Annotated in this window: 11 protein-coding genes; 4 read left to right on the top strand and 7 right to left on the bottom strand. The window is 57.7% G+C overall.

Features of this window, described 5'->3' with window-relative positions:
• Nucleotides 1-394: 394 nt before the first annotated feature.
• Both DWB63_RS15615 and DWB63_RS15610 read left to right on the top strand, forming a co-directional pair.
• Complete coding sequence (locus DWB63_RS15615; protein WP_128329793.1) at nt 395-3,277, top strand: response regulator; 2,883 nt, start codon at nt 395-397, stop codon at nt 3,275-3,277.
• A gap of 82 nt (nt 3,278-3,359) precedes the next feature.
• The gene (locus DWB63_RS15610) at nt 3,360-4,034 is read left to right on the top strand and encodes a CBS domain-containing protein (protein ID WP_128329792.1); all 675 of its coding nucleotides are present in this window, start codon (nt 3,360-3,362) and stop codon (nt 4,032-4,034) included.
• Between the two features lie 78 nt (nt 4,035-4,112).
• Here the strand turns inward: DWB63_RS15610 and DWB63_RS15605 are convergent, their stop codons facing one another.
• Together DWB63_RS15605 and DWB63_RS15600 are read right to left on the bottom strand one after the other, a co-directional pair.
• Entirely contained in the window at nt 4,113-4,484 is a 372-nt protein-coding gene (locus DWB63_RS15605; protein ID WP_241648886.1) for a response regulator, read from the bottom strand.
• The gene (locus tag DWB63_RS15600) at nt 4,459-6,939 is read right to left on the bottom strand and encodes a PAS domain-containing hybrid sensor histidine kinase/response regulator (RefSeq protein ID WP_128329791.1); all 2,481 of its coding nucleotides are present in this window, start codon (nt 6,937-6,939) and stop codon (nt 4,459-4,461) included. The genes DWB63_RS15605 and DWB63_RS15600 overlap by 26 nt, the downstream gene beginning before the upstream one ends.
• A 187-nt stretch (nt 6,940-7,126) precedes the next feature.
• On the opposite strand from DWB63_RS15600, the gene DWB63_RS15595 reads away from it, so the two are divergent.
• Nucleotides 7,127-7,981, top strand: coding sequence for a radical SAM protein (locus tag DWB63_RS15595; RefSeq protein ID WP_241648885.1), 855 nt, complete (start codon nt 7,127-7,129; stop codon nt 7,979-7,981).
• A 12-nt stretch (nt 7,982-7,993) separates the two neighbouring features.
• On the opposite strand, the gene DWB63_RS15590 is transcribed toward DWB63_RS15595, so the two are convergent.
• Both DWB63_RS15590 and DWB63_RS15585 read right to left on the bottom strand, forming a co-directional pair.
• Nucleotides 7,994-9,199, bottom strand: a complete 1,206-nt coding sequence (locus DWB63_RS15590) for an amidohydrolase family protein (RefSeq protein WP_128329789.1) — start codon at nt 9,197-9,199, stop codon at nt 7,994-7,996.
• An 11-nt stretch (nt 9,200-9,210) separates the two neighbouring features.
• Nucleotides 9,211-10,455: an HDOD domain-containing protein gene (locus DWB63_RS15585; RefSeq protein WP_128329788.1), complete on the bottom strand. Its 1,245-nt coding sequence runs from the start codon at nt 10,453-10,455 to the stop codon at nt 9,211-9,213.
• A gap of 238 nt (nt 10,456-10,693) precedes the next feature.
• On the opposite strand from DWB63_RS15585, the gene DWB63_RS15580 reads away from it, so the two are divergent.
• On the top strand, nt 10,694-11,497 hold the full coding sequence (locus DWB63_RS15580) for a 2-amino-3,7-dideoxy-D-threo-hept-6-ulosonate synthase (protein WP_128329787.1): 804 nt from the start codon (nt 10,694-10,696) through the stop codon (nt 11,495-11,497).
• 80 nt (nt 11,498-11,577) lie between these two features.
• Here DWB63_RS15580 and DWB63_RS15575 read toward each other — a convergent pair whose 3' ends face one another.
• From DWB63_RS15575 to DWB63_RS15565, 3 genes are all read right to left on the bottom strand, one after another.
• Entirely contained in the window at nt 11,578-11,775 is a 198-nt protein-coding gene (locus tag DWB63_RS15575) for a hypothetical protein (RefSeq protein ID WP_128329786.1), read from the bottom strand.
• A gap of 352 nt (nt 11,776-12,127) precedes the next feature.
• The gene (locus DWB63_RS15570) at nt 12,128-12,529 is read right to left on the bottom strand and encodes a hypothetical protein (RefSeq protein ID WP_128329785.1); all 402 of its coding nucleotides are present in this window, start codon (nt 12,527-12,529) and stop codon (nt 12,128-12,130) included.
• 13 nt (nt 12,530-12,542) lie between these two features.
• The gene (locus tag DWB63_RS15565) at nt 12,543-13,526 is read right to left on the bottom strand and encodes a HEAT repeat domain-containing protein (protein WP_128329784.1); all 984 of its coding nucleotides are present in this window, start codon (nt 13,524-13,526) and stop codon (nt 12,543-12,545) included.
• Nucleotides 13,527-13,528: the final 2 nt, after the last annotated feature.

Below are 13,528 nucleotides of genomic sequence, written 5' to 3'. Positions count from 1 at the left end.
ATGATGGTCCAGCTCCACAGGGACATGCATCCCAGGAAGAGCAACACCATCTTCACGGCCAGGGTCGCTCCCATCAACAGGGTCAGGATATCGTTGTCAGGCAAAAAATTCATGGTTGCACCTATGCGCGTTTGCGGTCGATTCTGCGGGTTTTTTGAGCGCTGCTCTGTCTGTAAACCCCGACAGGCGAGAAAGCAAGGGGGATATCCTTTTGGAAGGGCTGGTTTTTCAGACAGTTGCAGTCGGCAATGAGGAGAAGCGGGCAGTTGAAAGAATGAAGTGAGTGAATGATATATTTATTATAAGGCTTGTCCTGTTAGTTGGTTGTGGGTATGCAGAATTGATGGTCCTGGAAAGTGCATATTGAACTAAATTAGAGATTTCGGAGGCGAGTGTGAAGGTATTGATCCTGGCCGGAAAAGATGTTGATACGCAATCGGTCAGCGCTCATTTTAAAGACCACGACTGTGCCTTGGTTCAGTGTGCAACGGTTTCCCGCGGGGTCCGCCGCCTGGAAAGGGACGATGCAGAGCTGGTCCTGCTTGCCCCTGATGCCGGAGACACTACCTGGCCCCGCACCATCAGCCGCATTCGTGAGGAATATCAGCGGCGGGTGATCGTCCTGCTTCAGGATGAGGGGGGCGAGGCGCAGGCTCTGGAATCCGGCGCATTCGACTGCTTCAGTTTTGGCGATGATGTGACGGGCTGTCTTGCCAGCAGCCTTCGACACCTGCAAAGCCAAATGGTGCTTGAGCAGCAGTTGTCGCGGGAAAGGGCTACTCTGGAGTGGATGGAAATCAGTGACGCCTTTGGCAGTTGGGAGATGGGTGCGGACGGCAAGGTCCACTGGTCGCAGGGGCTTCTGCGGATATTGGAAAAGGAAGGGTGCTCGCTGGACAGCGGTTTTTCAGGCCTGCGGCAATGCGTTTACCAGGATGATCTGGAGATATTCGACCGTGCCAATGAGGCCACCTTTGAACGGGGGTGGCCCCTGGATTTCGAGTATCGGGTGCGTGGCGACGGCAAGGTTCGCCATTTGCATGTCAAGCGGGAGGTGGAACTGGATTCCGGGGGCAAGGTGATCCGGGCATACGGCATGGCCCGTGACGTGTCCCTGCAAAAGGAATTCGAGGAACTCCTGTTTCGCCGGGACGCCATTTTGCAGGTCCTGGCAAATTTTGTAAGCCGTTTCCTGCGCACGGCGGATTGGGACAAAGGCATCGCCGATGCTTTGGATAATATGGGCAAAGTCGTGGATGTCTCCAGGATTTTTCTTTTCCGGAAAGACGGCCAACGAGCCAGTGAAGAAACCCTGTCCATGGTCCACGAGTGGGTAGGCGAGGGGGTTGCTCCTCTCAAAAATCGGCCTGAACTCCAGGGGCGGGATTTCTTTCTCCAATATGATTCCTGGCGGGCCGCCATGCTCAGGCAAAAGATCGTTGCCGGTCACGTCAGGCATTTTCGCAAGGTAGAACGGGCATTTTTCGATAGCACCGGGGCCAAATCAGTCATGATCGTGCCGGTTTTTGCAGGCAATATCTGGTGGGGGCTGCTCGGACTTTCGGAACACCGTCAGGAAAGGGACTGGCTGCCCGTGGAGATAGAGTCGATGACGTTGGCCGCCAATCTTTTCGGTTCAGCCATCCATTACGGCCTCATGAGCGACAAGTTGATCGCAGCCAACCGGTCCGCAGAGGAGGCGTCGTCCCTGGCGTTGGAGGCGAACATGGCGAAGTCCATGTTCCTGGCCAATATGAGCCATGAGATTCGGACGCCCATCAGCGGCGTTCTGGGCATGGCTGAAATGATGATCACCACCGGGCTTACGAGCGAGCAGCGCGAGCATATGGATATGATCCGGGATGCTGCGAAATCCCTGTTGCATATCGTCAACGACATCCTCGACATATCCAAGATCGAAGCGGGCAAGATGGAGCTCAAGCCCGAGGATTTCACGTTCCGCTCCTCCCTGGCCACCAGTGTCCGTTCCTTCGGGCCGCAAGCCGAACTGAACAACCTGGTTTTTCAGTACAGGGTTGCCGACGACGTGCCCGCCCGGCTCAACGGCGACCCGGACAGATTGGGGCAGGTCTTGTGGAACCTTATCGGCAACGCCCTCAAGTTCACCGAACGCGGATTGGTGGAGTTGACCGTGGAGGTGTCCAAACGGGAAAAGGATCGCATTTGTTTACTGTTCAAGGTGCGCGATACCGGCGTGGGCATTCCCGAAGAGAAGCTTGGTGCCGTTTTCGACAGTTTTACCCAGGCGGACAGTTCCCTGCGCAAGAAACATCAGGGAACCGGCCTGGGCCTGACCATATCCCGGCAACTGGTCAACATGATGGGGGGGGAGATCGGTCTTGAGAGCACCGTCGGCCAGGGCAGTACGTTTTTTTTCACCGCCTGGTTCCGGGCTGTGGAGAATCAGGAGGCTGTGGCCGAGGATGTTCTGAAGCCGCAGGCGCCCGAGACGCTCCACCTGAACATCCTGCTGGCCGACGACAACCCGATGAACCGGAAATACCTGAAACATTTCCTGACCATGTTCGGTCATACCATCGTCACGGCGGAGAATGGGCTTGAGGTCTTGAGCATTCTTGAGGCCAGGGGGCGGGAGATCGATCTTGTGCTCATGGACGTTCAGATGCCGGAAATGAGCGGTATTGAGGCGACCAGGGCCATCCGTGAATCCGACGGCAGACTCTATGACCGGAGCCTGCCGGTCATCGCCCTGACGGCCTATGCAATGATGGGGGATCGGGAGCGGATGCTGGACAGCGGCATGGACGACTATGTCAGCAAACCGGTGGACATGCATAAGCTGTCCGAAGCGATCGTCCGTAGCATGGCGGGCAGGAGCAAAGCCTCCAGGGGCGCTGTCCGGAAGGCGGCTGCAGCCCCTCCGCTGCCACGGCAGGCAATCCCGGAATCGAAACCCGTGAAATTGGATATGGAAGCCCTGACCCAACGTTTTTCCGGGAATATGGAATTGTTCAAGGACATCCTTGATCTCTTTCTGCTTGAAGCCCGGCAAAAGCTGGATGACCTGGACAATGGCCTTGCGGCCGGGGATCTCAAAAGTGTGGGGGAGGCTCTGCATTCCATCACCAATATATCCAGTCATGTCCTGGCCATGGAGGTGGTACGCCTGTCCAGGGTGTTGGAAAAGAAATGCTACTCCGGTGAAATGGAGGTGGTCGTGGCCGGGGTGAAAAAGCTCAGGCCACGCTTCATAGCCTTGGTCGGGGCCGTGGAGGTCGCAGCGAACGAATTGTGACATCCCGTTGCCTTTTCAGACCTGAACGAGTAAGTTTGCTGACCGGTTCCATTTCGGAAGCCGCAGGAGCAGGAGGTGGAGGATGCTGGTCAGAGATTGGATGACAGTCAATGTCATTTCCCTTGGTGTCAATTCGTCGGTATTGGATGCGGCCGAGATATTGAGAGAGAAGAATATCAGGCAGTTTCCGGTCATCGACAGCCGGGGTACCCTGGTGGGCATCGTGTCCGATCGGGATATCCGTGACGCCATGCCTTCCAAGTTCATTCCAGGCGACCTTGCGATGGAACGGGGCGGCGGTCTTTACACCCTGACTGCCGGGGACATCATGACCCAGGACCCCATTTCCGTGACTTCGGATGCGGCCATGGCCGGAGTGGCCGAGATTATCGTCAAACACAAGGTTGGCGGCCTGCCGGTGGTGGACGGCGGCAAGATGATCGGCATCATCACCCAGGCTGACGTGCTCCGTTTCCTGTGCGCCACCTCCGGTTTTGCCCAGGGGGCTCAGTTCTGCATACGCATGGACGACCGGCAGGGGTTCCTGCCTGATCTCCTCTGTGAAATGAAGGATCTGGACGTTGTCTTTACCAGTGTGTTCACGGCTGTCGATCCCGGCCATGCCGGTTCGCGCAATGTCTATGTATCCATAGCGGATATGGGCGACAGGGGAGTGGAGGATGTGGTCGAGTCCTTACACAGTAAATACGAAATTTTGTTCTACGTGATCGAAGGCGTGACCGTGGATATGGTCTGAAATCCCCGAAAAAAAGAAAAACGAGGTCGTCCGGATGTGTTTACAGCCGGACGACCTCGTTTTTTGTTGCGGGACAGGTCAGTCCTGTAGGGCTTTTTTGACGACGTCCACCAGTTTTCGGGTGTCGATGGGCTTGGTGAAGGTGTCCACCACGTCGTAGACCTTGGCCAGCTCCACGATGGCTTCGGGGTTGAATGCTTCACCGCCGGAAATGGCGATGAATTTGTGGGTGCTGTCTTCCTTGATCAGTTCACCCATAACCTGGAGACCGCCTTTCTTCGGCAGGAAAATATCAATGATGGACAAGTCCACATTGTTTTCCCTGCAGAGATGGATGGCCTCCTCTCCGTCTGCGGCCTCGATCACGGAGTAGCCCTCGGCTTCAAGCACGGATTTGAGCAGTTCCCTGATCATGGGGGCATCGTCAACTACCAGAATGGTTTTCATCATTGCGCTCCTTTACGCTTTCGGGAGAGGGCTTTCGTTGGTTTCCCAAAAGGCCGACTATGTATTTTAGCGTGGACTGTACTTCGGACTCAAGGGTTTTAAGACCTTTCTTTGCCGAGGAGGTGTCCTTTTGTTTGTATATGTATTCCATCTGCTCTGCGACGGTGCCCAACCGTTGCGCACCGACGGTCCTGGCCGACCCTTTTATCGAGTGGGCCAGTCGTTTTGCATTGTCCCAGTCCCTCTGGTCGTGGGCGTCGACCAATTCCTTCAATTCCAGGGGCACCTCCTGCAAAAACATTTCGTCCATGCGTGCAAGCAGTCGTTTTTGGCCTCCGAGCATGTCCAGGGCTGTTTCCCGGTCATAGGGCTTGTTGCTGCGGGGGGGAGAAGCGGCTGCTTCGGCCAATGCAGGGCTTCCGGCGGGGAGTACTCCGGTGGTCCTGGCAATGGCGCTGTAAAAGTCCTGTATACTGATGGGTTTGGAGATGTAATCGTTCATCCCGGCCTTCAGGAACCGTTCCCGATCTCCCTTGAGGGCGTATGCGGTCAAGGCCACAATGGGCACGGTCGGGTCGAGGGCGCCAGAGTTGGGATCGCGGATGGCGCGAGTTGCCGAGACGCCGTCCATGATCGGCATCTGTATGTCCATGAGCACGATGTCGAATGATTGCTCCTTGAGGGCGTTCAGGGCCTCCATGCCATTGTTCACGGCCAGCACTGTGTGGCCTCTTTCGTCCAGCAGGGCTGTGGCCAGTTTGCGGTTCAGGGGGTTGTCGTCTGCGAGCAGCACCTTGAGGTTGGGCAGATCCTGTATCTTCGCCTCGACGGATTCTTCCATGTCCCTGTTTATGTTTGTCGGGTCGCCGACCTTGAGGTCTATGGCAAAGGAAAAGGTACTGCCTTGACCTTCTTTGCTTTCCAGTTTGAGTTTTCCGCCCATGAGCTCCACCAACGATTTGCAGATGGCCAGGCCCAGCCCGGTCCCGCCGTATTTTCTGGTGACTGAATCGTCGGCCTGGAGAAAGGACCGAAAGATGTCCTGCTGTTTGTCTTTGGGGATACCCACGCCGGTGTCGGTGATCGAAAACTCCACCGTGACGGGATCGCCGTGCTTGAGGTCGGCAGGAGGCGAAATCTGAGAGGCGGTCACGTGAATGCCGCCGGTTTCGGTGAATTTGATCGCGTTCCCAACAAGATTGATAAAGATCTGCCGTAGACGCGAAGGATCGCCCACCAGTGCTTGCGGTAAAGTGTCGTCTACGCCGGAAGTCAGGTACAAGTCCCTGTCGAGGGCGGCAAGCGCATGCAGGTCCAGAGCTGTGGCCAAGGTCTGGCGCAAATCGAAGTCGATGTTCTCAAGGGTCAGTTTGTGCGCTTCGATCTTGGAAAAGTCGAGGATGTCATTGATGACGGAAAGCAGGGAATTGCCCGCTTCGATGACTCTTTCAAGGCAGTGATCCTTTCGTTCTTTGTCGCTGATGGACAAGGCCAGTTCGGACATGCCCAGTACCGCGTTGAGCGGGGTGCGGATTTCATGGCTCATGTTGGCCAGAAACGACGATTTTGCGCGAGTGGCTGCGTCCGCCTTTTCCATGGCTGTCACCAGCCGTTGGGATTTGTTGGTCAATTCGGTGTTGGCCCGTTCGAGTTCCTTGGTGCGCTGCCTGACCCTGTCTTCCAACTTGTCGTGAGCCTTTTTCAAGGCATCCTCGGCCCGCTGTCTGGCCGTGATGTCGATGCCGAGCACCATGATCATCCGTTCGCCGTTGGAGTCGGTCATCGGGCTGCATTGGAGGTGAAAGGTGCGCCCCTGGGCATCGGTCCAGTCCCATTCCATGGCCCGGTCGGTGCTCATGGATTCCATGGGTGGGCAACTGCTGCATGAACCGTTGGTACAGTTGAGAGTCTCTTTGCACAGCTTGTTCTTGGGACTGCCGAAATAGCGGCGGAAATACCTGTTGGCGTAGCGGATGGTCTGATCGGAATAGAGATGGTAAACGATGCCGGGCAGGGATTCCATGAAGAATATCTGTCGTTGCTGCTCCCGCCTGAGGTCTTCGTCCGTGCGCCGCAGTTTGGTCAGGTCCAGTGTGTGCACGGCCAGTCTGGCAACTTCGCCCCATGGATTGGCGACCGGGACGATGGAGTGCACCAGGGACCGTCCTTCGATCTCCTCTTCGAACCGCACGGCGCGCACTTCCTGGATGGCTTGAGTGACTTTGGCCCTGCGTGATTCTGCCGCCTCACTGGGCAGCAGTTCGTATATGTTGGACCGCTGGAGAGTTTCGCCGGGTTGGAGGTCAAACAGTTTTGAAGCTGCATCGTTGGCGGCCAGCACGTATCCGCTCACATCCATGACAAAGGCCGACTCCACCGAAGAGTCCAGCAACGCTTGCGATGTCTCATCCAAGGCAACGTAGGAGGTAGGGCGTGCGGGTTTCTTTTTGATCGGCATGATGCTCCGGTGATGCAACAGGGCTATCTGGTAAGTAAGTTGTAGGAAATCATCTCGTTTGGGTCAACGTGAATCCCCGGCAACCTGTTATAATCTGTATGGGGCAGGCGAGGCTGGGTTGCCATTTCCAGGAGTTTCCTTATCGTGAGCCGACCGTCTGAAGGAGGACTGTTTGGACTATCAGGGAATGATAATACGGCCGCCGAGCGAGGCCGGGAGTATTCTGCTTCAGGTTACCCTGGGATGCTCCCACGGCAAGTGCGCCTTTTGTGGTGCGTATCGGGAGAAACGTTTTGCCGTCAAGGATCGGGAAACCGTGCTCCGGGATATCCTGTTCGCCGCCCGGCACTGTGTCGACCAGCGACGTGTGTTCCTCTGCGACGGGGATGCCATGATCCTGCCGCAGAAAAATCTGCTCGATATTTTCGGCTTGATCCGCGAGCACCTGCCGTGGGTGACCCGTGTGGGCACATACGCCAACGCCAAGAGCCTGAACAGGAAGACCGACGCAGAGCTTGCCGCCTTGAAGGCGATGGGTCTGGGGATCGTCTACATGGGGCTGGAGTCCGGCGACGACGTGGTGCTGAAAGACATGGGCAAGAATGGCGATGTCGCGTTTATCGTGGAGCAGGGGAGACGCGCCCGGGCCGCAGGTTTCAAGCTCAACGTCACGGTCATAAACGGTCTGGGCGGGGTGGAGCGGTCCGCGATCCATGCCAGGGAGACGGCCCGCGCCCTGAGTCTGATGGACCCGGATCAGATAGGTGCGCTCAGCCTGATGCCGGTGCCGGGTACTCCGCTGTATGCGCGTTGGGAACGCGGGGAATTCGTATTGCCCGATGCGCGCGGCATTCTGGCCGAAATCCGTGAGATGCTGGCCGGGACAACATTGACGCGCGGCCTGTTCCTGGCCGATCATGCCTCCAACTATCTGCCGCTCAAGGTCCGTTTGCCCGCAGGCAAACAGGCCGCCCTCGACACCCTCGACCAGGCCTTGGCCGCCCACATCCCGCTCAGGGCCGAGTCGGCCAGACGTCTTTGATCGCTGCTTGGATTAACAGATGAACACCCCGTCCTTGACCACGTGCAGGGGAGTGTGGAGTATGCCTGGGTCAAGGGCCGGATCTCCCTGCACCACCAGGATATCCGCAATCCTGCCGGGCGAGAGCGTGCCCCTGTCCGTGAATCCGCAGGCCGCCGCCCCGGTGCTGGTGGCCGCCCTGATCACGGCGGCCCCGTCAAGGCCCGCCTGGGCGAGCAGCCGCATTTCGCGTATGGGCATCCCGGCATCCGTGCGCCGGTATGGATAATCGTTGCCCAGGGCGATGCGGCCGCCCAGGGCGTGAAAGGCCCTGACCGGCTCGAACAGGGCCGGACCGTTCCAGGGCGTGCGGGAAAAGACATCCAGGGTCGGCGTGAGGATGACTTGTTCCCGGACCATGCGTTCGAGTAGGGAACAATAGTGGGGAATCGGCTCCTGGCCCGAGGTCAGCACCGGGCGGATGGCCCCTTGGTCGTGCCAGCGGTGGGGGACATGTTCCACGGTATCCACGCCCGCGTTCAGTGCAGGCTCAAGGCCGGAAAGGTCCTCCACGTGACAGCGGACATTGAGGCCGAGCCTTCGGGCCGTGTCGCATATGGCTTGAGCCGTGCGCGGGTCGAACCTGGGCCAGGCGTCCGGCAGGACACCCGGTTCAAAGGAAATTTTAATCTGGGTGGCGCCTTGATCCGCCAACCTCTTGACCGCATCGGTTCCGGCTGCAGGGGAAGGTATTTCCAGGGCGAACTTCGGGCTGTGGACCGGCAATGGATAGCCGCCCGGCGGTGTGAGCATGGGGCCGGCCAGGGCGGCGGCCGTTGTGGTTCCCGTCGGCGAATGCGCCAACTGTGTCATGGCCGTCAGCGGGGAACCGACATCGCCTATGGCCGTGACTCCTGCTTCAAGCCAGCGTTCCCGGCGGTCGGATGCGGTGTGGATTCCGTGGCAGTGGGCGTTGACGACACCCGGCATGACGGCCGCGTCCCGAAGTTTGAGCAAGGGGCGGTCGGAGACGGTGTCCGCCGGGACCACGGCTTCTATCCTGCCCCGGCACACAAGCACAGCGTGGTTGCACAGAGCTGGAGTGTCGTTGCCTGTGAAGACGTTGCCAACAATGCCGTATGTCCCTTCGGGCAGGGCCGGAGAGGCCGTGGACACGATCGGTGCCAGCAGCCCCAAGCCGGTCAGTGTCGTGAGGAATGCACGCCGGGAAAGGGCCATGGTCTCTGTGCTTACCTGATGGGCTTGGAAAAGAAGGCGTCGGCCCAGGTGAAAGCGTGTTGATAGCTGACGGCCACGGTGCCGGGGAGCAACCCGAGCGTTTTGGCGTGGCTGCCGACCTTGTCCCAGTCGGATTCTTCAATGGCCTTGGACAGATCGAGCCAGGGGCTGTACTTTGTCTTTTTGCCGCAGAGTGTGGCCGAGACTTCGTCGTCTACGGGCAAATGGTCGGTGATTTCCTTCATTTCCGTGCCGAGCATGGCATCCAGCAGGGAGAAAAGGCCGACGATGAACAGGGTGTCGGAGTCTTCCTCGTAACCGCTCCCAAGGGCCGCAGTCTCGAAGAGTTTGGCCCGATGGGCTGAAGTGTAGGCGAGTTCCAGGGTCTTCTCCGAGGGCGTCAGGTCTGTGAGAATGATAAGCCTGAGCCAGTTGCGGAGTGGTTTCCAGCCTGTCAGGACTATGGCCTGCTTGATGGAGGTGACTTTGGTGGCAAAGCTGAAATTGGCGGAGTTGAGAAAGTTGAGCAGCCGGTAGCTGATGGCCACGTCCGCCTCGATTGCCGGAGCCAGTGCGTCGAAATCGGGTTCTTCCTTTTCGATTATATCAAAAAGCTTGAGGCGGGTTGCTTTGGACGAACTGATCTTGCGCCCGGACTCGGTCTGGGGCCGTTTGTAGAAGTATCCGTGGAAAAGGTTGAAACCGGCGGCCTTGGCCTTGGCATGTTCTTCCGCATTTTCCACCCGTTTTGCGATCATGCGCGAGGGGCCGAACTTTTTGGCCTTGGCCATGATGGCGTCGAGGTCCGCTTCGTCCTTGCCTTCCATGTCGACAATCAGGGTGTCGGCCAGCTCCGCCAGCCTTTCGCAACCCGGTTTGCCCTCGAAGTTGTTGATGGCAAGCTCATAGCCGTCGATCAGGAGGTCTCCCAGGGCAATGATCAGGGTTTCATCCGGATCCTGAGCCTCTTCGAGAATGATGACCGTGTTGTCCCAGGGAATGGCGTGGGGGATACCGCGGATCACAGCCTTGGGGGTAAAGTGGATCAGGAATCGGGCCTGGTTTCCGCCCATGGTGTTGCACAGGGGGAGGTTGGCAACGAGGCTCATGGTCGCTTCGGAGTTGTCCGTGATCACGGCCGCCTCGGCTTCCTGGCTGTCCCTGAAGAGCATCATGTAGCCCCAGGTTTCGTTTTGAGCGTCGAAAATGGGTTGTTTGGCTATAAAAATGGACTCGTATGTCCTTTCTTCAATCATGTATATTCCCCTTTGCAGACAAATCGGATGGGCGGTCTTTTTTTTGCGGTCGTTTCAATGCTTTTCTGTCTGTTTATCAGAATATGCGCGGGAGGGGCTTTCGTCAACAACTCCAAGCAAAAAGCAGGGAAGAAAGCATTTTTTCCCGATCGGAATTCCGCTTTCTTCTTTGTCGCGAGTGTATTATGTGAACCCAAAAGCAGGAAAGTATAAAAAACCGTCATGAGCGAGGTGTGATATGCATATCGGAAAAGCCATTCGATTGGAGAGGATATTCAACCGCAATACCAAGCGGACCATCATTGTCCCCATGGATCATGGCGTGACAGTGGGGCCCATCGCCGGGTTGGAAAAGATGCGTGATACCGTCACCAACCTTGTGGCCGGTGGAGCCAACGCCGGCCTGGTTCACAAGGGACAGGTCAAGCTCGGCCATCGTATGCAGGGGCGCGACTTCGGCTGCATCGTCCATCTGTCCGCCGGTACCTACCTGTCGCCTTTCCCCAACGTGAAGCGGTTGGTGACCACCGTGGAAGAGGCCATCCGGTTGGGTGCGGACGCCGTCAGCGTCCACGTCAACCTGGGCGACGAGACCGAGGGCCAGATGTTAACCGATCTGGGACAGGTGGCTGCTTCGGCCTCTGAATGGGGCATGCCCCTGCTGGCCATGGTGTATGCCCGTGGTCCCAAGGTTTCCGACGAATATGATCCTGACATCGTGGCCCATTGCGCCCGTGTGGGGGCCGAGCTGGGGGCGGATGTGGTCAAGGTCAATTACCCCGGCGACGCAGAGAGCTTTGCTCGGGTCGTGGAATGTGCCTGTGTTCCGGTGGTCATAGCCGGTGGGGCCAAAATGGACTCGACGCGCGACTTTTTGCAAATGGTCCGCACCTCCATTGATGCCGGCGGGGCCGGATTGTCCGTGGGGCGTAACGTGTTTCAGCACCGTGACCCCACGAGGCTGGTGGAGGTGCTCAACAAGATCGTCCATGAAGGTGCCCAGGTGGATGACGCCCTGGTGGGGTATTCGGACATCCTTTAGCCTCCCTTTTTGCGATATTTCGGCATAGCAAGACCCCGGACAGACTGTCCGGGGTCTTTTGTTTTGATCACAGCATGCTCTCAGCCCGGCCCCTTTGTGAATGAGGCCGAGCCGCCCATGGCTCTCTTTTTGGCTTTCGGGGTTGTGACCGTCTCCGTTCCCTTGGCTTTCGTGTCCAGATGCAGTGCCGAGGAGAGGTGGAATCCTGCGGCCTTGAGATCATTGATCGAGGGCAGCTTGTTTTTTTCATCTGCTTTGATGAGCACGACCTGAAACATGATTCCCCCCTTCTTGCAAATCCGATCTGATCACTATGGCGTTCAAAGTGGCAAACCGTTCACTCTATATTTATCGTAAAGACGATGCATACTATGGGCCGAGATGATGAAATGTCCAGTAAAAACTGACGAATTTTGCATCTAATGGCCTATTTTACTTTGATAATTTTGTAAAATAAAATAAAAAGTTTTACTGTAACAAGCCTTGTTTTTTTCCTGATGAGTATGTTGCATTAAGTGTATGTACAATGTGCACCATGTAGTGTGAAAATTATAGTAGTAAGCCGCATCGTGCATAGTATTATTATGCATGATGCGGCTTATTAGAAAGAGATGCTGCTGTTTTGTGGTTCTAGTGGCTGGTACTCTTGAAGACATAGAGGGGGAGCCTGGCCTTGGTTTCCCACTGCGATCCCTTTTTCAGGGTGACGGAAAGAATGTGTTTGCCTTCGTCCTCCACATGCAGTCCCGGCAGATGGAAGTTCATCTTGTGCAGCATGGTGCCGCTGGGCGCAACTTCCTGTATGCCCAGGGTAACACTGTCCCCTTTGGGCGGGATGAGTGTCAGGGAGATTGTGAAAGGGGCATCGCCGTTCGACTCCATATCCCAGAGGCTGGCAAAGTACACGGGCGGCAGGGCCGCGGGCAGTCCCGGCACCACGGCGTGTTCTATGGTGCGGATGAATGAGGTGGAGCTCGAGTCCTTGTCGATGATCAGGTCCGAGCAGATGAGTGCATAGATGAGTTCCGGCATGGTGCCTCCGGGGTTAGTTGGTGTTCATGGCTCCGGCCAGAGTTCGACGCAGGTCTTCGGGCAGTGTGTGGACCAATTTCGGATCGATGCCGGTCAAGAGCAGCGCTGCGGCCGCGCGTTGTCCCTCGGTTCCGGTGGACAGTATGGCACGCAGGGCGGGTTCGGCCACCGGACCCATGCGGGCCAGAGTGTACAGGGCCACGTTGCCCAGGGGGGTGCCGGGCCTGGCAAGGAGCTTGACCAGGGTGGGGGCTGCCGTAGCGCCGATCCGGGTGACCGGACAGTTGATGCGGTCCCGGCCCAGAAGGGTCAACTCGATATAGACCAGGACGGGGTCCGGTCCGATGGTGTCGATGGCTTCGGCAATGACATGTACCAGGCGTATGTCCTCGGTCTCCAAAGCGCGGATCAAGGCCGGGACCGCCGCCAGAGCGTCCTGACCCATGGCTCCGAGGAGCCATGCGGCCTTGGCCCGGACCATGGGGTCCTCCCGCTGGAGCAGTCGGACCAGGGCGGGGACTGCAGCAGAGCCCATTTTGCTCAGGCTCAGGGCCGCCGCCACCCGTATTCGGTTGTCTGCGTCGGCCAGCTTTTCGGCAACTGCCGGTGCAGCCGGGGCGCCTATCCTGCCCAGGGCGTGGGCGGCCAGACTGCGGACCGTTGCATCCTCGTCCGCAAGGGCGCTCAGGAGTCCGTCCACAGCCAGTCCCGGAACGGGCAGCAGGGCCAGGCCGATGACGCTGCCGCGCCGCTCGGACACAGACCCGGCGGACAAGGTGCGGAGCAGGTCGGGCATGGCATCCTGGCCAGCTGATTGGAGGGCGGCCAGTCCACAGGACCGTTCTTCGGCATTGTGGCTGGCCAATTTTTCGGCAATGAAAGAGGGGTTTGGCCCCGCAGGCCCTGCATCGGCAGGAAAGACATACAGGCCAAGAGCGAGAAAGGCGATCAGAGGGAGCAGTTTGCGTGCCGGTAAAATATGTCGAAAGTCTAACATTT

Origin of the sequence: Pseudodesulfovibrio sp. S3, from assembly GCF_004025585.1 — a bacterium.
Taxonomy (GTDB): domain Bacteria; phylum Desulfobacterota; class Desulfovibrionia; order Desulfovibrionales; family Desulfovibrionaceae; genus Pseudodesulfovibrio.
Note: the sequence above shows the minus strand (reverse complement) of the source record. Positions and strands in the feature narration are given on the sequence as shown.

Coding starts and splice junctions, on each gene's coding strand:
- DWB63_RS15595 (WP_241648885.1), top strand. CDS start 7,127: ATGATAATACGGCCGCCGAGCGAGGCCGGGAGTATTCTGCTTCAGGTT.
- DWB63_RS15585 (WP_128329788.1), bottom strand. CDS start 10,455: ATGATTGAAGAAAGGACATACGAGTCCATTTTTATAGCCAAACAACCC.
- DWB63_RS15610 (WP_128329792.1), top strand. CDS start 3,360: ATGCTGGTCAGAGATTGGATGACAGTCAATGTCATTTCCCTTGGTGTC.
- DWB63_RS15565 (WP_128329784.1), bottom strand. CDS start 13,526: ATGTTAGACTTTCGACATATTTTACCGGCACGCAAACTGCTCCCTCTG.
- DWB63_RS15570 (WP_128329785.1), bottom strand. CDS start 12,529: ATGCCGGAACTCATCTATGCACTCATCTGCTCGGACCTGATCATCGAC.
- DWB63_RS15575 (WP_128329786.1), bottom strand. CDS start 11,775: ATGTTTCAGGTCGTGCTCATCAAAGCAGATGAAAAAAACAAGCTGCCC.
- DWB63_RS15600 (WP_128329791.1), bottom strand. CDS start 6,939: ATGCCGATCAAAAAGAAACCCGCACGCCCTACCTCCTACGTTGCCTTG.
- DWB63_RS15590 (WP_128329789.1), bottom strand. CDS start 9,199: ATGGCCCTTTCCCGGCGTGCATTCCTCACGACACTGACCGGCTTGGGG.
- DWB63_RS15580 (WP_128329787.1), top strand. CDS start 10,694: ATGCATATCGGAAAAGCCATTCGATTGGAGAGGATATTCAACCGCAAT.
- DWB63_RS15605 (WP_241648886.1), bottom strand. CDS start 4,484: ATGATGAAAACCATTCTGGTAGTTGACGATGCCCCCATGATCAGGGAA.